20 protein-coding genes are annotated in these 20222 nt (G+C 69.8%); 6 read left to right on the top strand and 14 right to left on the bottom strand.

Annotated elements, in window-relative coordinates; genetic code table 11:
• Window positions 1–19: 19 nt before the first annotated feature.
• From IE325_RS19105 to IE325_RS19075, 7 genes are all read right to left on the bottom strand, one after another.
• A complete protein-coding gene (locus tag IE325_RS19105; RefSeq protein WP_190071147.1) occupies window positions 20–2182 on the bottom strand; it encodes an ArnT family glycosyltransferase in 2163 nt (720 codons plus the stop codon).
• Complete coding sequence (locus tag IE325_RS19100; RefSeq protein ID WP_190071146.1) at window positions 2179–3609, bottom strand: bifunctional glycosyltransferase family 2/GtrA family protein; 1431 nt, start codon at window positions 3607–3609, stop codon at window positions 2179–2181. Before IE325_RS19100 ends, IE325_RS19105 begins: the two co-directional genes overlap by 4 nt.
• A 14-nt stretch (window positions 3610–3623) precedes the next feature.
• Complete coding sequence (locus tag IE325_RS19095) at window positions 3624–5213, bottom strand: sensor histidine kinase (RefSeq protein ID WP_190071145.1); 1590 nt, start codon at window positions 5211–5213, stop codon at window positions 3624–3626.
• Window positions 5210–5950: a response regulator transcription factor gene (locus IE325_RS19090; RefSeq protein WP_190071144.1), complete on the bottom strand. Its 741-nt coding sequence runs from the start codon at window positions 5948–5950 to the stop codon at window positions 5210–5212. The genes IE325_RS19095 and IE325_RS19090 overlap by 4 nt, the downstream gene beginning before the upstream one ends.
• A gap of 116 nt (window positions 5951–6066) precedes the next feature.
• Window positions 6067–6375, bottom strand: a complete 309-nt coding sequence (locus tag IE325_RS19085) for a hypothetical protein (protein WP_190071143.1) — start codon at window positions 6373–6375, stop codon at window positions 6067–6069.
• Window positions 6372–7721, bottom strand: coding sequence for a lysozyme family protein (locus IE325_RS19080; protein ID WP_190071142.1), 1350 nt, complete (start codon window positions 7719–7721; stop codon window positions 6372–6374). Before IE325_RS19080 ends, IE325_RS19085 begins: the two co-directional genes overlap by 4 nt.
• Window positions 7722–7728: 7 nt before the next feature.
• A complete protein-coding gene (locus IE325_RS19075) occupies window positions 7729–8070 on the bottom strand; it encodes a hypothetical protein (protein WP_190071141.1) in 342 nt (113 codons plus the stop codon).
• 186 nt (window positions 8071–8256) lie between these two features.
• Here IE325_RS19075 and IE325_RS19070 point away from each other — a divergent pair, with 186 nt between their 5' ends.
• Window positions 8257–8910, top strand: coding sequence for a signal protein (locus IE325_RS19070; RefSeq protein WP_190071140.1), 654 nt, complete (start codon window positions 8257–8259; stop codon window positions 8908–8910).
• Between the two features lie 221 nt (window positions 8911–9131).
• On the opposite strand, the gene IE325_RS19065 is transcribed toward IE325_RS19070, so the two are convergent.
• The 3 genes from IE325_RS19065 to IE325_RS19055 all read right to left on the bottom strand — a co-directional run bounded on the left by IE325_RS19065 (window position 9132) and on the right by IE325_RS19055 (window position 11315).
• Window positions 9132–9809 (bottom strand): RNA polymerase sigma factor, encoded by a 678-nt coding sequence (locus tag IE325_RS19065; protein WP_308437664.1) that lies wholly within the window; start codon window positions 9807–9809, stop codon window positions 9132–9134.
• Between the two features lie 226 nt (window positions 9810–10035).
• Window positions 10036–10917 (bottom strand): DUF2797 domain-containing protein, encoded by an 882-nt coding sequence (locus IE325_RS19060; protein ID WP_190071139.1) that lies wholly within the window; start codon window positions 10915–10917, stop codon window positions 10036–10038.
• A gap of 38 nt (window positions 10918–10955) precedes the next feature.
• Window positions 10956–11315: an HGxxPAAW family protein gene (locus IE325_RS19055; protein ID WP_190071138.1), complete on the bottom strand. Its 360-nt coding sequence runs from the start codon at window positions 11313–11315 to the stop codon at window positions 10956–10958.
• 78 nt (window positions 11316–11393) lie between these two features.
• Between IE325_RS19055 and IE325_RS19050 the strand changes: the two genes are divergently transcribed.
• Window positions 11394–11870, top strand: coding sequence for a MarR family transcriptional regulator (locus tag IE325_RS19050; protein WP_190071137.1), 477 nt, complete (start codon window positions 11394–11396; stop codon window positions 11868–11870).
• Window positions 11871–11894: 24 nt separating this feature from the next.
• Here IE325_RS19050 and IE325_RS19045 read toward each other — a convergent pair whose 3' ends face one another.
• On the bottom strand, window positions 11895–12263 hold the full coding sequence (locus IE325_RS19045; RefSeq protein ID WP_190071136.1) for a winged helix-turn-helix transcriptional regulator: 369 nt from the start codon (window positions 12261–12263) through the stop codon (window positions 11895–11897).
• Window positions 12264–12408: 145 nt separating this feature from the next.
• Between IE325_RS19045 and IE325_RS19040 the strand changes: the two genes are divergently transcribed.
• Both IE325_RS19040 and IE325_RS19035 read left to right on the top strand, forming a co-directional pair.
• Window positions 12409–13242 (top strand): NAD(P)H-binding protein, encoded by an 834-nt coding sequence (locus tag IE325_RS19040; RefSeq protein ID WP_190071135.1) that lies wholly within the window; start codon window positions 12409–12411, stop codon window positions 13240–13242.
• Window positions 13243–13467: 225 nt separating this feature from the next.
• The gene (locus IE325_RS19035; RefSeq protein WP_190071134.1) at window positions 13468–14004 is read left to right on the top strand and encodes a GtrA family protein; all 537 of its coding nucleotides are present in this window, start codon (window positions 13468–13470) and stop codon (window positions 14002–14004) included.
• Here the strand turns inward: IE325_RS19035 and IE325_RS19030 are convergent.
• From IE325_RS19030 to rutA, 3 genes are read right to left on the bottom strand one after another with little or no spacing between them, the layout of a single operon-like run.
• Entirely contained in the window at window positions 13929–14423 is a 495-nt protein-coding gene (locus IE325_RS19030) for an NADPH-dependent FMN reductase (protein WP_190071133.1), read from the bottom strand. The genes IE325_RS19035 and IE325_RS19030 overlap by 76 nt on opposite strands.
• Entirely contained in the window at window positions 14420–15091 is a 672-nt protein-coding gene (locus IE325_RS19025; RefSeq protein ID WP_190071132.1) for an isochorismatase family protein, read from the bottom strand. Before IE325_RS19025 ends, IE325_RS19030 begins: the two co-directional genes overlap by 4 nt.
• Window positions 15088–16155 carry a pyrimidine utilization protein A gene (gene rutA, locus IE325_RS19020; protein ID WP_190071131.1) on the bottom strand — a complete coding sequence of 356 codons (1068 nt, stop codon included), beginning with the start codon at window positions 16153–16155 and terminating at the stop codon, window positions 15088–15090. The genes IE325_RS19025 and rutA overlap by 4 nt, the downstream gene beginning before the upstream one ends.
• 182 nt (window positions 16156–16337) lie before the next feature.
• Here rutA and IE325_RS19015 point away from each other — a divergent pair, with 182 nt between their 5' ends.
• On the top strand, window positions 16338–19295 hold the full coding sequence (locus IE325_RS19015; RefSeq protein WP_190071130.1) for a SpoIIE family protein phosphatase: 2958 nt from the start codon (window positions 16338–16340) through the stop codon (window positions 19293–19295).
• Between the two features lie 111 nt (window positions 19296–19406).
• A complete protein-coding gene (locus tag IE325_RS19010) occupies window positions 19407–20222 on the top strand; it encodes a PP2C family protein-serine/threonine phosphatase (RefSeq protein WP_190071129.1) in 816 nt (271 codons plus the stop codon).

Raw genomic sequence — 20222 nt, 5'->3', positions numbered from 1 at the left:
CCCTTGATCCTGCGGACCCTCAGCTGTCGCTCTTCGGCTGCGTCAGGTCGTAGAAGGTGCTGCCGTCCACGGTCACCGTCTCGAAGTTCTCCTGGACCCAGGAACTGATCTGCGAGGAGCTGCCGCTGCTGCTGCCGCCCATGCCGCCACCGCCGTTGCCGCCGTTGCCGCCGGCGATGAAGTAGTGGATCTTTCCTTCCTCCACGTACTTCTTGAACTCGGCCAGCGTCGGGGACGGATCGGTGCCGTTGAAGCCGCCGATCGCCATGACCGGGTCGCCGGTGGAGAGCTGGTAGCTCGCGGCGTTCTGGGCGCCGATGGCGGCGGCCACCCAGGTGTAACTGCTCGCGTTCTTCTCCAGCAGCGCCTTGGCCTCGTCGCTGACGCTGGCGCCGTTGAGCAGACCGCCGACGCCGCCACCACCGCCGCCCTCGCCCATGCCGCCGGGCATGCCGCCCTGCTGGTTCTGGGTGCTGCCGTTGCCGTTCCGCTGGCCCGGCATACCGCCGCCGCCCGGGAAGCCGTTGCCACCCTGCTGGTTCTGCTGGCCCTGCTGGTTCTGGCCGGGCATGCCGCCCCCGCCGGGACCACCGCCCATGCCGCCACCGCCGCCAGGTCCACCCCGGCCGCCCGCGACCGTGGGACCGGCGGTGACGATCGAGCCGGTGTGCCCCTCGTTCACCGTGCTGAGGGTGTACGCGGTCGGCCCGGCCAGCGCTGCCACGAGCCCCAACCCGACGATACCCAGGGTGAGTTGACGTCCGAGTCGGCCGGAGAAGACCAGACCCAGCGCGGCGGCCAGGCCGCCCACCAGCACGACCCACTTCAGCCACGGCAGATAGTCGGAGGAGCGATTGAGGAGCACGTACCCCCAGCCCGCCGTGGCCGTCATCGCACCGGCGAGCGTCAGGGACGCCCAGACCTTCTCCCGCTTCTCCCACAGCAGCGCCGCGCCCATGCCGATCAGCGGGGCGATGTAGGGGGCGAGGGCGACGGTGTAGTACTCGTGGAAGATGCCCTGCATATAGCTGAAGACCAGCATGGTCGTGACCAGCGCGCCGCCCCAGACCAGGAACGAACCGCGCGTCACCGACGTCCGGCGGGCCTTGCGCGTGGCGACCAGCCCCGCGACCAGCAGGATCAGCGCGGCCGGGATCAGCCAGGAGATCTGCCCGCCGATGCTGGAGCTGAACAGCCGGTCCCAGCCGGTCTCACCCCACATGCCGGTGCCGCCACCGCCACCGCCCCCGCCGACGCTGCCGGTCTCGTCGCCGTTGAGGCGGCCGAGACCGTTGTAGCCGAAGGTCAGTTCAAGGAAGGAGTTGTTCTGGGAGCCGCCGATGTAGGGCCGGGAGGAGGCGGGCCACAGCTCGACGATGGCGACCCACCAGCCGCCGGACACCACGATCGCCACCAGCCCCGCGACCAGTTGGCCGATGCGCTTCTTCACCGACACCGGCGCGCAGACCGCGTACACGATCGCGAGCGGCGGCAGGATCAGGAAGGCCTGGAGGGTCTTGGCGAGGAACGCGAAGCCGATCGCGACACCGGCCCAGACCAGCCACTTGGTACGGCCGTCCTCCAGACCCCGGATGACGAAGTAGCAGGCCACGGCCATCAGCAGGGCCAGCATCGCGTCCGGGTTGTTGAACCGGAACATCAGCGCCGCGACGGGGGTGAGCGCGAGCACCGCGCCCGAGATCAGACCGGCGGCGGGGCTGAAGCGACGCCGTACCGCCGCGTACACCACGGCCACCGTGCCGACGCCCATGAGGACCTCGGGGAGCAGGATCGCCCAGGAGTGGAGGCCGAAGAGGCGGACCGAGAGGGCCATCGGCCAGAGGGAGGCCGGGGGCTTGTCGACGGTGATGGCGTTGGCCGCGTCCAGGGAACCGAAGAAGAACGCCTTCCAGGACTGGCTGCCGGCCTGGACGGCCGCCGAGTAGAAGGAGTTGGCGTAGCCGGAGGCGCTGAGGTTGTAGAGGTAGAGGAGGAGAGTGGCGAGGAGGAGGCCGAGGAAGGCGGGGCGGGCCCAGCGGGGGTCCTCGGGGCGGCCGCGCCAGAGACGTCGTACGAAGGGCTGCTTGGGTTCGCCGGATTCGGGGGCCGGGGGTGGGGCCCAGGTGGCTGGGCTCGCCCCTCTGTCGTGGCTGGTGTCGGTCTGGTCGTAATGGATGGTCATCGGTAGTCCCTTGAGTCGGTGTCGTGCGGGCGCACCGGCTGCAGTTGCAGGGTGGCGTCCCGCCAGGTGCCGTCCGCGGCTTCACCGGCGCGGAACTGGGTGGTGTCGTAGGTGGGTTGCCGTAGGGAGTAGGTCGGCGAGGACGGGTTCGGCAGATGAGTGGCGACGACGGTCGATGCGGACTCGTCGCGCTGCTCGGGGAACACCCACGCCCGGAAGAGCAGGAAGCGCAGCACCGTCGCCGCGAGATTGGCGGCGATGAGGACCGCGAGTTCGGTGGAGTGGGCCGGGTCGCTGCTGGCCGCGTTCAGGGCGGCCAGTGAACCGCTGGTCAGGGCGAGTCCGATGCCGAAGACGACCAGGCCCTGCGCCTGATGCCGTACGGCTCCGCTGCGGCCGCGCACTCCGAAGGTGAGGCGCCGGTTGGCGGCCGTATTGGCGATGGCGGAGACCAGGAGGGCGAGCGCGTTGGCGATCTGCGAACCGGTGAAGACGCGGAAGCCGCTGTAGAGGAGCAGGTAGAAGAGGGTGGACAGGCCGCCTACGACGCAGAAGCCGACGAGTTGACGGGCGAGGCCGCGGGGGACGTCCTGGACGTCGCGGTCGCGGGGGTCGTCGCCGAAGGGGCGAGTCAGCCGGTCCAGCGGGAGCGCACCGGTGGCGAGGGCCTTGCCGACTCGCCACACGCCCTTGAGGTCATCGGTCGCCGTCTTCACGATGTGGACGGTGGAGTCGGGGTCGTCGACCCAGTCGACGGGAACCTCGTGGATACGGAGCCCGGCGCGCTCGGCGAGCACCAGCATCTCCGTGTCGAAGAACCAGCCCGTGTCCTCGACCAATGGCAGCAGCACCTGGGCGACATCGCGGCGGATCGCCTTGAACCCGCACTGGGCGTCCGAGAAACGGGCCTGGAGCGAGCCGCGGAGGATGAGGTTGTACGCGCGGCTGATGAACTCCCGCTTGGGGCCGCGCACCACGCGCGAACTACGGGCGAGCCGGGAGCCGATGGCGAGGTCCGAGTGGCCGGAGATCAGGGGCGCGACCAGGGGGAGGAGTGCGTTGAGGTCGGTGGACAGGTCCACGTCCATGTAGGCGAGGATCGGGGCGTCCGAGGCGGACCAGACGGTCCGCAGCGCCCTGCCGCGGCCCTTCTGCTCCAGCCGGAACGCCCTGACCTCCGGGAGCTCCGCCTCCAGCCGCTCGGACACCTGGGGGGTGGTGTCCGTCGACGCGTTGTCCGCGATCGTGATGCGGAACGCGTACGGGAAGGTGCGCTTGAGGTGATCATGCAGTCTCAGCACACACGGCTGGAGGTCCTTCTCCTCGTTGTAGACGGGGATCACTACGTCCAGAACAGGCGTACCGGCGTCGCCGGCCGGGAGGTGCTCCCGCGCCGGCAGGGTGCCGGGAGAAGAGTCGGTTCGCATGGAACCGACTTTCGTCAGGCGCCCTGTTCCACCCATGTGGTGACGCTGTGCTGTGCCTGTGAGTGCTGTTGCCAGCTCATTTCGGCACTCGGCGGCGCGGGGAGCGCCGGCAGATGCACCGTGAAGACGGTACGTCCGGGCAGGCTGTCGACGGTCACGGCACCGCCGTGCGCGGTGGCCACGGCCTGCACGATCGCCAGGCCGAGGCCGGTGGAGCCGGTGGCGCGGGAGCGGGCGGAGTCGCCGCGGGCGAAGCGTTCGAAGACATGCGGGAGGAGATCGGCCGGGATGCCCTGGCCGTTGTCCTCGACGTCGACGCAGAGCCACGGGCCCCGTTTTTGGACACGCGCAGTGACGGTGGTCCCCGGTGGGGTGTGATTACGGGCGTTGCCGAGCAGATTGACGAGCACCTGTTGCAGCCGTGCCGCGTCCGCCGACACGAGCGCGGGTTCGTCGGGCAGGTCGAGCCGCCAGTTGTGGTCCATGCCGGCGGCGCGGGCGTCGCTGATGGTGTCGACGACGAGGGGGATGAGGTCGGTCTGCTCGAACTGGAGCGGGCGGCCGGCGTCGAGGCGGGCGAGCAGCAGCAGATCCTCGACGAGGAGGGTCATGCGGCCGGCCTCGGACTCGATACGGCCCAGGGCGTGTTTGGTGTCCGGGCCGACGTCTTCTCTTCCGCGTCGGGTGAGTTCGGCGTATCCCCGGATGGAGGCGAGGGGGGTACGCAGCTCATGGCTGGCGTCGGCCACGAATTGGCGTACGCGCATCTCGCTCTGCTGGCGGGAGTGGAGGGCGCCGTGGACGTGGTCCAGCATGCGGTTGAGGGCGGCGCCTACCTGGCCGACCTCGGTGTGGGGGTCGGTCTCGGACTCGGGGACGCGTTCGCTGAGGTTGACCTCGCCGGTGTGGAGGGGGAGTTCGGAGACCCGGGTGGCGGTGGCGGCGACTCGGCGGAGGGGGCGGGTGGCGACACCGACGATCACGGTGCCGGCGATACCGGCGGCGACGAGGGCGGCGGCGGTGACGCTGGCCTCGATGAGCATGAGGGTGTTGAGGGTGTTGCCGACGGACTCAGTGGGCAGGGCAACGTAGTAATTGCCCTCGAGCCCGATGACGTACAGCACACGGTACGAGCCGAGGCCGGGGAGGTCCACGGTGTGCCATCCGGTGGTGGACACCTCGGCGAGCGCGGACTTGACGGCGTCGCTGAGCTCGGTGGCCTTGTTCTGGTTGAAGGCCGTGTTGGTGGACGACCGCTCGGCGATGACCGCCCTGCTGACGGTGCCGTCGGCCGCGACCTCGGCGGCGACGGTGTCGGCCTGGGTCGGTCCTCTGGTCACAAAACCTTCGAGCCGGTCCTCCGGCACGGCCGGGTCGTTCACATCACCGGGCTTCATCGGCCCCGACAAACGCTTGCCCGCGTCCTTGACCTGCCCGTCCAACTGCTCGTACAGGTGCGAACGCAACGCAAGCGTCGTCACCGTACCGATCACCGCACACACCACGGCGATCAACACCACCGACGCGACGACGAGCCGCGTCCGCAGGGTACGCGGCTGACCCGCCCGTCTCTTCTGCGTACGCGTCCGTCGTCGCCCGCTCATGACGCCGCGGGCTTGATCAGATAGCCGGCACCACGCCGGGTGTGAATCATGGGCTCGCGACCGGCGTCGATCTTCCGACGCAGATAGGAGATGTAGAGCTCGACGACATTGGCCTGTCCGCCGAAGTCGTAGGACCACACACGATCAAGAATCTGCGCCTTGCTGAGCACACGCCGAGGATTGCGCATGAGGAACCGCAGCAGCTCGAACTCGGTGGCGGTGAGGTGGATGTTGTCCCCGGCCCGAGACACCTCATGACTGTCCTCATCAAGCGTGAGGTCCCCGACGACGAGCACGGAGTCCGACCGCCGATCGGCCGCACCGGACCGCCGGATGAGCCCACGCAGCCGGGCCACGACCTCTTCGAGGCTGAACGGCTTGGTGACGTAGTCGTCGCCACCGGCGGTGAGCCCGGCGATACGGTCCTCGACGGCGTCCTTGGCGGTGAGGAAGAGCACCGGCACATCCGGCAGTTCACGCCGCAGCCGGCCGAGGACGGTCAGCCCGTCCATGTCCGGCAGCATCATGTCCAGGACGACGGCGTCGGGCCGGAAGTCACGCGCGGTCTGGATGGCGCCCGTGCCATCTCCCGCACTCCGGATCTGCCATCCCTCATAGCGAAGGGCCATGGACAGCAGCTCGGTGATCGACATCTCGTCGTCCACCACAAGCACTCGGACGGGGCTCCCGTCCGGCCTCAGCAGTTCGGTGCGCCCCTGGGGCGAGGTCGTGGTCATGCTGGAAACAATGTCGGGGCCCTCTTAGAACACGCTTTCCGCAACCTGTGAATCTCCTAAGAAACGCACAGGAAAGTCTCAGGGAGTGCCTGGGAAACCTACGGACGGGCCCTGGGTCAGCGCGCCGGAAAGAAGACGGTCAGGCGTCCCCATACGGCCAACATGATCACCGCACACGGAACGATCCACCACGGCCGCAGCCAGCGGCGAGTGACCGCCAGAATCACGACCGGGGCAGTGAGCAGGGCGAAGGTGAGCCCGAGCCGTCCGAAGAGGCGGATGTGGTCGAAGGCCTGGTGGTCCCAGGGGCCGAGGGGGTTCGACAGGTAGGCGATGGCGGTTGCGGCGCCGGCCAGCAGGTAGCCGATGACCAGCAGAACCCCGGACACCGCCCCCTTGAACCAGGAAGCCCGTGCCTCGCTCATGATCCGAGTGCTCGTTTCGCCTCGTCGACGTGGGCGGCGAATCCGCGACCGTAGGTCTGGGCGTGCTCGCTGCGGTAGTACGGCCCACCGTTGTAGCGCGTGGCGAGTTCCCGCATCTGCTCCCTGGTCATCCGCTCCGGCGGTACGTCGGCGAAATCGCTCTCCGCCTTGAGCTGGGCGAGGTACTCAGAGGCGATGTAGATGTTCTGGCCGGGGTCCTTGGACGCGTTGACGACCTCTTCGCGCTGTGCGTCGGTGAGGTTCTCCGGGTCGTAGCCGAGGACTTCGGCGGATCGGCGCACCTGGATGGCGATGGGGCCCATGGAGGTCTGGTCGGCCACCCCCGTGCCGGGGATGTGGCGACGTACGCCGTAGGCGGCGTCGTCGATCCAGGAGGGATCGCCCTCGACCTCCTGCCAGGCGATGCCCGCCAACATCTCAGGGGGCAGACCGGAGTTGGCCGCGGCGTCGTTGATCAGGGCCTTGTTCCCCGAGATGTATTTACGGCGGCCGGCGTCGTCGTCGGAGGGCAGATAGAGGTAGTGGTCCTGGGCGCCCGGCAGATGCGCGAGCCGGTCCCGTATGCGTCGCAGTGCGGGAGAGACGGTGGTGTCACTGTCACTGGTCACTCCGGGGAAGGAGTCGACCTTCATGCCGGTGCCGAGAAGCTGGGTGTTCGGGTTGCGGCTCGCGTCGCCGACTTCGTGCCGCAACGCGTCCACGGCCCCGACCAGCAGCGCAGGGTAACTGCCGTCCCCGCCCCGGAAATCCGGCAGCGACCGCAGGGCCGCCCGGATCTCGTGCACGCAGTCCTCCCGGGCCGCGGCCTCCACCCGCTGGGCGTCGCCGTAGTGGTCCTGGGTGGCGTTGTAATAGTTCTCGGCCTCTTCGCGGATCGCGTCCACGTCGGCGGTGAGTTCGGCGGCCCAGTCGAGGAAGCCGGTCGTCGCTCTCAGGTCCTCCCACTGGCGCAGGGGCTCCGCGGCCCGTGCCGTGGGTGTGATCGGGTCCGCCTCACGGGCCATCACCTCGACCAGACGGTCCTCCGTGGTCCGGCCGTTCTCGAAGTGCCCCTTGGCCCGCTCGACTGCCGTGGCGTAGTCGACCAACGCCTTACGTACGCGCTTGAACGCCGCCGAGAGATGCTCTGCCAGTTCGAGGGCTTCCTTCAGCCGCTTGGTGTAGCGCTCCCGGTGCCTGCTCTCCCACTCGACCTTGCCTGCCTTGCGGAAGTCGTCGTCGCACGAGGCGAGGAGGGTGTGGAGGCGGCCGTACTCGGCTGCGGTCCGTTCGATGAGCGGGGGGTTCGAGGCGTCGAGGAACGCGACGTCCGCACGGTAAGCCATGGCGCTCTCACCGATTCTCGGGCGCGACGTAACGCCCGTTGTCGAGCAGATCGTCCATGGCGCGCTGCGCGCCGGCGTCGGCCTGCACATAGGCGTTGCCCGTCGACCGCAGCTTCGTCGACAGGGCCGACAGCAAGCCGACCAGATCCCCGTACTGATCCTGCGCGAACCGAGCGAAGTCCTCGACGGTGTCGGCCACTTGCGGATGCGAGCGCGGCACCCGGCACTGCGTGGCGTTGTCCCCGTCCATGCGCCCGGCGTACAGCAGCCCTGCCAGTTCGTTCAAGAGATGTGAACTGCCGTCGACGGACTCGACTCGCGCGGAGAAGCCACCAGGTCCTGTAGTCATCGTTCCCCCGATGCAGACAATGATCGCGACCGTGAGCATGCCAGTTGCGGGTGCAACCTGTCATGTCATGCCGTCGTCCGAACGCGGTGGAGTCCGCCGGAGCCGCGCGATGACCGTTGGTCCTGCCGACTGCTACAACCGTGGCCGGAGGGGTCGAAGGATTCGTGTGGCGCGGGAGGGACACTCATGAAGATCAAGACCGGCAGAACAGGACTCATCGCCGTAGCGCTCGTTGCGCTGGTCGGATGTGGAGCCGGAGCATCCGCGGAATCGGAAGGCGCGACAGAGACCGAGCAGACATCGGCTCCTGCTTCTGCAGCGCAGTCGCCGACCCAAGTCCGCCTCTCTTCCGAGGTGTTGCAGAGCCGTTGGTGGACATGGGCATCGTCGGAGCCTGAAGGCACCAACCCGGTCGCTGACGAGGATGGAAGCGAGTGCGCGCGTAACCAACCGCAGGATGTGTGGTTCCTGGCGGGCACGTTCGGCACTCAGGCCAAGCGCACTTGCAGCGTCCCTGACGGGGTACCTGTCGCGTTCCCCCTCGTGAACCTGATCGGTAGCCCGGCAGACTGCACGGACTTCATGAGCGCGGCCAAGGGCTCCGCGGTCCTGGACGGCAAGCCGGTCGATTCGGAAACCGTCCGAGGAGAGACAATCACTGTGCGGGGCGTCGCCGACAATCCCCTCACAGGCACGGACGGGCGAGTCAGCGCTACAGGGTGCGGGCTATGGGTCCAGTTGTCTCCGCTGCGACCTGGAAAGCACACGCTGACAATTCGGGGGCAGTCCGAGGATTTCGCGGTGGGGGTGGAGTACTCGCTGACGGTTGGCGGCGCGTAGACATCGCGAACCGACTGCGAGAGACGCCGCTGCCCGGTCACAAGTACTGATCGAGTGGTTCGGCGTCGTCGTTCCGAGCAGTGTGTAGCGGCGGAACCTGTTCACGGAGCTCCGGGTGGATCGGAGGTCGCTGGTCCGGCGTGCGCCCCATGCTGCGCCGGCCAGGACGGCAGCGGCGCCCAGGCTTCCGAGGAACTCGGGCAGGGTCTCGTGCAGGAGGGTCATACTCCGGCCTCCTCGCGGTGCCCCCGCTCATCGAGCACAGGGTAGGCATCGGTCAGACGCAGGGTTCGCCGTGCGGCACGGGCGAGGGTGTGCACTACCGCCGGAGCGAGGCCGAGGTGGTCAGCGATCTCGCGGGTGGAGTATCCGCCGGCGAGCAGCACAATGACGTCCTGCTGCTTTGCGGGCAGGGCCCGGATGACCTGGAAGAGGTCGATGCTTTCCTCCAACTGCCCGATGGGGTCCGCCGGCTCGTGCAGGGCGATGGAGTCGAAGGCAGCAGTATCGGCTGGTACTTCACGTCGGCCGCGAGCCCTGGCCATGTCGATGGTTCGGTACTTCAGCACCTGCCAGGCATAGGCCGCCGGGCTCTCCTTTCCCAGCACTTCGGGCCAGACCATGAGCACCTGCTCAAAGGCCGAATCAACTGCTTCTTCGGCGTCGGCCGTGTGGTTCAGGTACGTCGTCGCCCAGGTCACAAAGGCTGCGCGGTGCATACGGTGGAATGCCTCGAAGTCCAGAGGCAGCTTGCTCATCTGCCCGAGGTTCGTTGGGTGATCCGGAACGCCGGGGAAGGCCGGCTTGTTACGGATCGCTTCGAGTGCGGCTTGGTAGCTCTCGCCGGTCCGGGCCTGACGCTGCTTGGTTTCGAGCTTGCGGCGGTGGTGCTTGACCACGTGGTCGTCCTGATTCCGGCGTGGCAGTCCCGTGATCCGGCACGCCTGCAGGGCGGCGAAGTCATCAGGATGCGAGGCACCTTCGGGCCGTCATCGCCATCACCGGTCACGGGCCGGTTGGCTGGGCCGCGGCCGCTGCTCGGCCAAAGGCAAGGTTAGTAGAAGATCACCGGAAATGTTACGGGTTCCGGGCGACGCATCATGCCGTCCCGAGGAGCCCTTCTCCTCAGAACAGCCCGTCCTGCACACTCACATCCCGCCGTTTGAACTCCCGCACCGGCACGCTCAGTTCCCCACCCTCCCCGCCCACCGGCACCAGCTCCCACCCCGTCATCAACCGCGTATCGACCACGACGACGCCGCCTTCGACGGCCAGGTGCAGATCCGGCCCCGCAGCCGCCACCAACCGCCCGCTCACCACCCCGCCCGCGACCAGGTCGCTCACCTCGCCGACCGCCGCAGGGAGGTCCGTGAGTCCGAACACCGCGGCGTGGTCGACCGGTTGGCAGGGCTCGCGGGTCAGGGACTCCGGCCAGGCCGGCAGCGCAACCGCGCGCGCGTGCAGGTCCTGCACCTCGGCCGCGCGTTCCGCCGCCGACGTCGGCAGCTCCGATCGGACCGCCCGCTTATCGGCGTACGGAATACGGTCCGGTACCCGCAGGGCCGCCCGTAGCAGTTCCTCCGTGCGTCGGGCCGCCATCAGTGGGCCGGTGCCCAGCCAGCTGAAGGAGATGGCTCCCTGTTCCAGCAGCCGGGCCGAGCCGCGTTCAAGGGCGGTGATGCCGACCTTGGTCATGCCGGGGCCGAACCAGGCCAGATATACGTGGTACGGGCGAGGATCGTCCGCGATCGTGTCCGCGGCCACCGAGTGCGCCCGGTCCAGCCGCGCGCACTCCTCGCACCGCGCCCCCGTGCTCCGCCCCGGCACGACCGCTCGCACCGGACACGCATGCCCCCGCGCTCCCACGCATGTCCGCACTCCCCCTTCCGCGACCCCGAACGCCACCCGTTTCCCCCAGGTCAGCGGCGAACGCCGCCCGCCGCCCCACGCCAGCTCGGGGCCGTCCGGGGACCACCGCAGCCCCTTGCATCTCCATGCCTGTGCCATCGCTCAAGAGCGTAGGGGCCGCCACTGACAACGGCCGTTCAGCGGCCGGCCTCCACAGCGATCGGCTCGGCCTCCCCCATCCCGGGCGCCACCACCGCCGTACTCCGGCCCCGCCCCGCCAACCGGCACCCCCAGCACTCCGCATGCCCGCCCCGCGCGGTCAGGTCCCGCGTCCCCATGCCCCATTCGCCTCGCGGCCGTATCCCCGGCGGCTTGCCCCAACCGGTGAGGTGCAGGACCCAGGTGACGAGGACGCTCGCCGCCAGGATGCCGATGCCGCCCCAGATCAGTACGGCCGAGACCACGCATATCCCGGCCCCCGCCACCGCGGAGCCCACCGTCGCGATCGCGGTTCCGGTCCACCCCGCGACCGTGTGCCCCTCGTCATACTGGCTCACGTGCCCACCTCCCGAGAATCTCTCACTTCGTAAGAAGTTTAGGCGCTAAATCTCTCACAAGCTAAGGTAATCAGGAAGATGCAAGCCAAGCCGCGCCCCTCCGCCTCCCCGGCCCAGGCCCTGATGGCGATGGACCACCTCATCGCGACCGCGATGGTCGGGCAGCAGGAGATCGCCGCGAAGGTCGGCCTCAACGTCACGGACCTGACCTGCTTCGGCTACGTCCTCGAAGCCGGCGAGAACCTGCTCACGGCCGGTGACCTGGCGGTGCGCGCCCACGTCACCACGGGCGCGGTGACCGGCATCCTCAACCGACTGGAGCGTGCGGGCTACGTCACCCGCCGTCCTGACCCGACGGACCGGCGCCGGGTGCGCGTGGCCGCGCGGCCGGACGCGGAGGGCCGTATCCGCGAAATCTACGAGCCGTACTACGCCAAGCTCGCGGAACTCTTCGGTGACTACTCCGCCGCGGAGATCGCCGTCCTGACCGACTGGTTCACCCGCGCGAGCACCCTCGCGGCCGCCCACCTGGACGACCTCCGCGGCGACAAGTAGCCCCCAGCCCCTCAGCCCCCCGGCTCAGCGCTCCCGCGCGTCGTACTCCACCCTCGCCCGTTCCACCTCGCCCAGACGCACCGACCACTCCGACAGCGCGGCGAACAACGGCGCCAGGCTGCGGCCCAGTTCGCTGATCTCGTACTCCACGCGCGGCGGGACCTCGGGGTGATACGTCCGTATGACCAGGCCGTCGCGCTCCAACTGCCGCAGCCGCTGCGTCAGCACTTTCGGCGTGATGGTGGCGATACGGCGCTCCAGCTCGACGAAGCGCTGACGGCCGTACTCGTGGAGGGACCACAGAATCGGGGTGGTCCAGCGGCTGAAGACGATGTCGACCACGGGGGCGATCGGACAGGCGGTCTCCGGGTCGGCGCCGCGCGGGACTGACATTCGTGTGTCCTCGGTCACAACTACCCCTGTCCGCCAATACTTTCCTCTAGGTACCTACTACCTCCACGACAGTAGCGTCGCCGTACGAGATCAGAACCTCAGATCCTCAGAACCACCCAATCCGAACTCGGGACGGAGAACCAAGATGATCGTGGTGACCGGAGCAACCGGCAATGTGGGACGGCCACTTGTGCGGGCCCTCGTGGCGGCGGGCGAGCGGGTGACGGCGGTCTCCCGCCGGATCTCCGCGTCGGACGTACCTGCGGGAGTCCTCCACCACCAGGCCGACCTCGCCGAACCCGACCCCGACCTCCTCAAGCCCGCGCTCGACGGGGCCGAGGCCCTCTTCCTGCTGACCTCCGGCGACTTCATGGCCGCGGGCGGCGACCTCGGCGCCGTCCTGGACGCCGTACGGGGAACGGGCGTCCGGCGCGTGGTCCTGCTGTCCTCCCAAGGTGTCGGCACAGGAGCCCACCCGTCGGTGCTGGAGGACGCCGTCAAGGCATCCGGCCTGGAGTGGACGATGCTCCGCGCGGGCGGCTTCCACTCCAACGCCCTCCAGTGGGCCGACATGATCCGTACGCGACGGGAGGTGGCGGCCCCCTTCGGTGACGTCGCCCTGCCCACCGTCGACCCCGCCGACCTCGCGGACGTCGCGGCGGCTGCCCTGCGCGGACCGGGCCACGCGGGCGAGACCTACGAACTGACCGGCCCGGCACCCGTCTCGCCCCGCGAGCAGACGGCGGCCATCGAGCACGCCCTCGGTGAGCCGGTCGGGTTCGTCGAACTCACCCGCGCCCAGGCCCGCGACCACATGCTGCGCACCATGCCCGAGCCGGTCGTCGACAGCACCCTCGACATGCTCGGCGCTCCGCCGGCCGCGCTGCGGAGGGTGAGCCCGGATGTGGAGGACGTCCTCGGGCGGCCGGGGCGTGCGTTCTGGGAGTGGGTGGGGCGGAGTCTCGCCGCCTTCAAATAGGCCGCGACTGGCTTTCCGTAGAGCTGATGGTGGAGCCTGCCCCACCCTCGGTCCGGGAGCCCACTCCATCGTCCGGCCACGCGGACAACGGCATCGTTGCTCTCGGTTGATCCCGGCTGAAGCCGGCCGTCGAAACCGGCTGAAGCCCGCCTGAGGCCCCGCTGAAGCCGCGCCGGGATGAGCTGAATCCCGTAGAGGATGCCGCCCGCCCGGAAGGAACCCGCCATGGAGTCGCAGCGCCCGACCTCACCGTCCCCCGCGGCGACCCCGACCCCGGGCCCCCTCTCCTCCTTCGCCCGCTTCATAGTGTGCGGAGGCGGCATAGGCCTCCTCTCCAGCGCGGCCGTGCCGATGCTCACCGCGGCGATGCCCTGGGCGGTCGCGAACGCCCTGGTCACCGTCGTCGGCACGCTTCTGTGCACCGAGTTGCACGCCCTGTTCACCTTCGGCACCGGACGACGCCCGGGCTTGCGGCAGCACCTGCAGTCCTCGGGTTCGGCCGTCGCCGCCTACCTCGCCACGACCGCCGCGATGCTCGTACTGCACGCCCTGCGGCCGACGCCCACCCTGGCCTGGGAGCAGGCCGTCTACCTCACGGCCTCGGGCCTGGCCGGCATCGGCCGCTTCCTGGTCCTGCGGCTGTTCGTGTTCGCCGGGCGGAACGAGGAGAAGAAGACGCCCTCGACTCAGGCCCCTGCCGCCCCTTTCAACACCCCTCCCCACCGCCCCACGTACTCCCCAATACTCCCGTCCGTCGCATAACCGCCGTCCCGCAGATACAGCCCAGGCGCCGGCGTGATCGCGCCCAGTTCCACCAGCACCGGCTTGAGCAGCAGGTCAGGAGCGAGGGCATGGGCCGGTCCCGCGCCCAGCATCAGGGGGACCGCCACCACGTCCCGCAGTCCCTCTCCCGTCTCGAACTGGTCCAGGAACAGCTTGAGCACACCGGAATACGTCGCCTTGAAGGTCGGGCTGGCCACGACCACCAGGTCCGTCGCCGCGACGGACCGCACCGCGTCGGACACCGCCTCGTCACCCCAGCCCAGCAGCCCCGCCCCCAGGGTGATCACGTCGAGCACCCGGTCCGGTGGCCCTCCGCCGAGTTCCGTCGCCAGTCGGGTCGCCGCGTCGAGGGTGCGTGAGGCGGGTTTCGGGTTCCCGGCTACGACCGCCGTCCTCATGAGCGTCCATCCATTCCGTATGAGGGTCCATCCATTCGGTATGAGCGTCCATCCATTCCGTCGAGGTACTCCATGACCCGCCCCATCGACCACACCTCGCCGATCTTGTGCCGTATGTCGAAGAGATTCGCCGCGTGCACCTCCGGGTCACGGTCGCCCACCGCCTCCGCCACCACTACCGGCACGAACCCGTGCTGCATCGCGTCCAGGGCGGTGGCGCGTACGCAACCGCTCGTGGTGAGGCCGCCGATGAGTAGCGTGTCGACTCCGTTCGCGGTGAGGTGGGCCGCCAGTGGCGTACCGAAGAAGGCGCTCGGGTACTGCTTCGTCACCGTCAACTCATCCGCCATGGGGGCCAGTCCGTCGATGAAGTCGCCGTACGGGCTGCCCTCGGCGAACGCCCGTAACGCCGGCACCTTGCGGAAGAACACCCCGCCGTCCGCCCCGTCGGGCCGGAACCGCACCCGGGTGAGCACCCGCCGGATCCCCGCCCCGCGCGCCGCCGCCAGCAGCGTCCGCATCACCGTGACGGCCGGTTCGACCCCGGCGTAGAGGGGGCAGGCACGGTCCACGTACGCGCGAGCCGGGTCAACCAGGAGCAGGGCCGGGGCGGACCCGGGGACCAGGTGGCCGTCGAGGCCGGCCCGCTCGTAGTCGTCCACCGTCATGCGCGCCGGCACTTCATCAGCGGCTGGATGCGCGTGCCGAAGTCCTCGATGCCCGCCAGGAAGTCGTCGAAGACCAGCATGATCCCCTTGGTGCCGTCGACCCCGGCGACCTCGTCGAGCATCCTCGCGACACTCTCGTACGACCCCACCAGCGTGCCCATGTTGAAGTTCACCGCGCCCTCGGGCAGCACGATGGTGCGGGCGGTGGAGGAGTCGTCGGCGGTGGTGTCGGAGGCCGATTCGCCCGCCATGTACGCCAGCGCCGCGCGGTCGGCGTTGTCGTGGTAGTCGCGCCACTTGGCCTGTGCGGCCTCGTCCGTCTCGTCGGCGATGACCATGAAGAGGGAGAGCGCCCCGACGTCCCGGCCGGTCTCGCGTGCCGCGTCCACCAGTGTGGCCGTGGTGTCGGCGAAGGCGAGCGGGGTGTTGACGCCGCTGCCGAGGATGAAGTTGTAGTCGGCGTGCTCGGCGGCGAACCGCATGCCGGTGTTGCTCTGGCCGGCGGCGACGATGTCTATGTGGCCGTTCGCCGGGCGCGGCGACAGCACGCAGTCGTCCATCTCGTAGAAGTCGCCCTTGAAGTCGCTGACGCCCTCGCGCCACAGCTCCTTCATCACGGTGACGTACTCGACGGCCCGGTCGTAGCGGTTGCCGAAGTGCTGGTCGCCGGGCCACAGGCCCATCTGGGAGTACTCGCCGGGGGCCCAGCCGGTGACGATGTTGATGCCGAAGCGGCCGGGGGCGATCGAGTCGACCGTCGTGGCCATGCGGGCGACGATCGCGGGGGGCAGGACGAGGATGGGGGTGGAGGCGTACAGCTTTATTCGTTCCGTGACCGCGGCCAGGCCCGCCATCAGGGTGAACGACTCCAGGCAGTGGTCCCAGAACTCGGTCTCGCCGCCGAAGCCTTTGAGCTTGATCATCGACAGCGCGAAGTCGAGCCCGTGCTCCTCGGCCTTGCGCACGATGGCCTTGTTCAGCTCGAAGGTGGGCATGTACTGGGGCGAACTCTTCGAAATGAGCCAGCCGTTGTTGCCGATGGGGATGAATACGCCGATGTCCATTCCGCTCCTCAGCGGTCGGGGGGTGCCGGGGTGATGCCGGGTGATACTCGGTCGTGGGCCCAGTCGACTCAACTCAACGGTAATTCTTGGCTGTTGAGGTTCCGGCGATCCGGCTGGGTGAGGGGCGTGAGGATCTTGCGAACCAAGGATTCGGCCGTGCGTGGACCGGTAAGGTCCGCAACATGAACGCTCGGCTGACGCTGCTCAGCACGGTGGCCCCAGGTGTCGCGGAAAGCGAGGTCTTCCGGCTGGCCCTGCAGCATGCGGTGGGCGAACTGGGCGCGCTGGGCGGCATGATCCATCTGCGGGGTCCGATGTCCGCGCTGCGTCTGGTGTCCGCGGCCGGGCTCCCCGACGCGCTCACCCGCTCCTGGGAGATCCTCGACCAGGACGCGCCGCTGGCCCCGGCCCGCGCGCTGGGCGAGGGCAATGGCGTCTGGGTCCCGCTGGGCCCGGCCGACGCCCTCGACGCCACCTGGCCGGGCACCGGCCTCGCCGCGTTACCGCTGCACAGCGGCAGCCACGCGGGCCGCGGCATCGGCGCCCTCACCGTCCTCATGGGCGACGGCGGCGAACCGACCCCCGAGCACTGGAAGTTCCTGCGCGCCGTCGTCGCGTGGACCGAGGACCGCATGGTCCAGGCACCCCCGCCCACCGGCCCCGTCCAGCCGGAGCCGAACGGCGAACGCCGGCGTCAGGCCCTGAAGGAGGTCAGCGTCGGCTCCTGGGACTGGAACATCCAGACCGGCGAACTGCTCTGGGACGAGGCGGCCCTGGAGCTGTACGGCACGCGGCCCGAGGACTACGTCGGCCAGGTCGAGAACTGGATGAGATGCGTCCACCCCGACGACCTCCCGCCGACCCTGGCCCTGGTGGACCGGGCGATCCGGGAGCACGGCGTCTTCGAGGCCGAGTACCGCGTCCGCAAACTGGACGGCACCTGGGGCTGGACCCAGGCCCGCGGCAGGCCGACGTACGACGGGAACGGCGAGCCGCACCGCATGATCGGCGTCGGCTGGGACAGCAACGAACCCAGGTCCGCCCGTGACGCGCTCGGCCGGGCCCTGCGGCACATGAGCGACGGCTTCCTCGCCATGGACGACGACTGGCGGATCACCTTCGCCAACCTGGAGGCGGAGCGCACCCTGGGCTTCTCCGAGGAGGAGCTCTTCGGCTGTCTGCTGTGGGACCTGCCGGCCGCCGAGCAGGTGCCGGGCCTGGAGATCCGCTGCCGGCAGGCCGCCGCCGCGGAGAAGTCGGTCAGCTTCGACGTACGGCTGCCCAATGGGCGGCTGTGCCATCTGCGGCTGGTGCCGGGTCCCGACGGGCGCACCATCTACTTCACCGATGTCACCGAGAAGCGGAGGCTGGAGGAGGAGCGCCGGAACGCCGAGCGGGCCGCCGCCGAACGGGCCGCCCGGATAGGGGAGTTGACGGCGGCGTTGGCCAAGGCGACGACCTCGGCGGACGTGGTGGACTCGGTCGCGCGCCGGGTGCTGCCGCCGTTCGAGGCGACCGGTCTGGTGGTGCAGACCGTGGAGGCCGACCGGCTGCACACCGTCGGCTCCGTCGGCTACCCCGACGACATCCTCACCCTCCTCGACGGCCGCGAGCGCACCGAACCCAGCCCGCTGTGGGACTCGATCCTGGCCGGCACCCCGCTGTTCCTGTCCTCCCCGCGGGAGTTCGCGGTCCGCTATCCCGAGCTGGCCGACCTGCCCTCGCGCGCCGGCAAGCGGGCCTGGGCGCTGCTCCCGCTGACCGCCTCGGGCCACACCTTCGGCATCTGCGCGATCACCTTCGACCACCCGCGCCGCCTCAACGACGAGGAGCGCACCCTGCTGACCGCGACCAGCGCCCTGGTCGCCCAGGCCCTGGAGCGGGCCCGTCTCTTCGACGCCGAGCACACCCGGTCCCGCGAACTCCAGCGCAGCCTGCTCCCGAGGGACCTGCCCGCCCTCCCCGCCTGCACGGCCGCCGCCCGCTATCTGCCGGCCGGCCAGGGCATGGACGTAGGCGGCGACTGGTACGACATCATCCCGCTGTCGGGCGGCCAGGTGGCCCTCGTCGTGGGCGACGTGATGGGCCACGGCCTGCCGGAGGCGGCCACGATGGGCCGGCTGCGCACGGCCGTGCACACCCTGGCCGACCTGGAACTGCCGCCCGACGAGATCATGTGCCACCTGAACGACATCGTCGTCGCGATGGGCGAGGAGTCGTATGTGACGTGTCTGTACGCGTTGTACGACTCCACGACCCGCGTCTGTTCCATAGCGAGGGCGGGCCACCCGCCACCGGCCCTGCTGCACCCCGACGGCACGGTCGTCTTCCCGCCCCTGTCCGCCGACCCGCCCCTGGGCGCGGCCGAGCCCCCCTTCGAGACGACGGAGATCCAGGTCCCCGAGGGCAGCGTGCTGGCGCTGTACACCGACGGCCTGGTCGAGTCGTCGAAGCGCGAGATGGACGAGGGCATGGCCGCCCTGGCCGACGTCCTGCGCACCGCGCACGCCGAGGGCACGGCGAGCGACCTGGAGCACCTCTGCGAACAGGTCACCTCGGCCCTGCTCCCCCCGCATTTCCAGGCGGCCGACGACGCGGCCTTCCTCCTGGCCCGTCTGCACGCACTGCCCGACTCCCGCATCGCCTCCTGGCCGCTGCCCAAGGACCCCCGGGCGGCCGGCCAGGCCCGCGCCCTGATCCGGGAGCAGCTGTCGGCCTGGGACCTGGCCGACCTCACCCCCACCACCGAACTCCTGGCCAGCGAACTCGTCGGCAATGTCATCCGGCACGCCAAGGGCCCGCTGCGGCTACGGCTGCTGCACGACGCCGCCCTGATCTGCGAGGTCTTCGACGGCAGCCTGACGATGCCGCGGATACGCCGGGCGACGGAGCACGACGAGGGCGGCCGGGGGCTGCAGCTGATCTCCGCGCTGTCGCAGCGCTGGGGCACCCGGTACACGCCGACCGGCAAGTGCATCTGGACGGAACAGGCACTCCAGACGGCACCGGACGCGGTCCGCGACACGAGGGGAGCCGATCCGGCGCCCGACCCGCTGGAAGCGATGTTCCTGAACCTGCCCGGACTGGGGGAGGACTTCGACGGGGACCTGGACGCGCTGGCGTTCGGGGATCAGGACTGAATCGGGTCCGGGACAGGACCCTCCCGTCGGCGCGGGGTACCGTGAAAGCGCCACATATGCGACGTTTCGATCGCCGCCTATGGCGCTCCGCAGGACCCGGGGTGTGATGCCATGGCCCGTCGCCGCACCGATTCGGCCGGTGCCACCAGAGAGCTGCTCCAGGAGCTCGGGGATCTCACCGGCCGGATCCTGGACCAGATCAAGCTGCACCAGGACCGCGTCGAACTGGCCGGGGCGCTCCAGCGCCAGGTCCTCGCCGCCGAGCTGCCTGCCCTGCCCGGTCTGCGGGTGGCCGGCCGGTACACGCCCGCACGGGTCGGTCTGGACATCGGCGGCGACTGGTACGACGGCTTCCCGATGCCGGACGGCTCGGTGGGGTTCGCCATCGGCGACGTCCAGGGCCACGACGTCGAGGCCGCGGCCCACATGGGGCAGGTGCGCACCTGTCTGCGCGCCGTCGCGACGGCCACCACCGACCCGGCGGAGGTGTTGCGGCGCACCAACGACCTGCTGGTCGCCATGGCCTCCGAACTGTTCGTGACCTGCTCCTTCCTGCGCTTCGACCCGGTCACCAAGGAGCTGTGCGACGCCCGCGCCGGGCATGTGCCGGCCGTGTGGGCGACGACCGACGGCCGCTGCGAGATCGTCCTGAGCGACGGCGGACTGCCGCTGGGCATCCACGCCGGCGAGCGCTACCCGTCCTCCCACCGTCTGCTGACCGGCGTGGGCGCGTTCGTGCTGCTCACCGACGGCGTCGTGGAAGGCCCGGAGTATCCCATCGACGACGGGCTGAAGAAGGTGGCCGACCTGGTCGGCGACTCCTGCGCCGCCGCCCCCGACGACCTGGCCGCCCGGGTCATCAAGGTCGCCGACCTCACCGGCCACAACGACGACGCCGCGGTGCTCGTCCTTCGCTACGGAGGCTGA

It is taken from the genome of Streptomyces lanatus (assembly GCF_014655715.1).
GTDB lineage: Bacteria > Actinomycetota > Actinomycetes > Streptomycetales > Streptomycetaceae > Streptomyces > Streptomyces lanatus.
The sequence above is the reverse complement of the archived record's forward strand: the minus strand, read 5'-3'. Positions and strand labels throughout refer to the sequence as shown.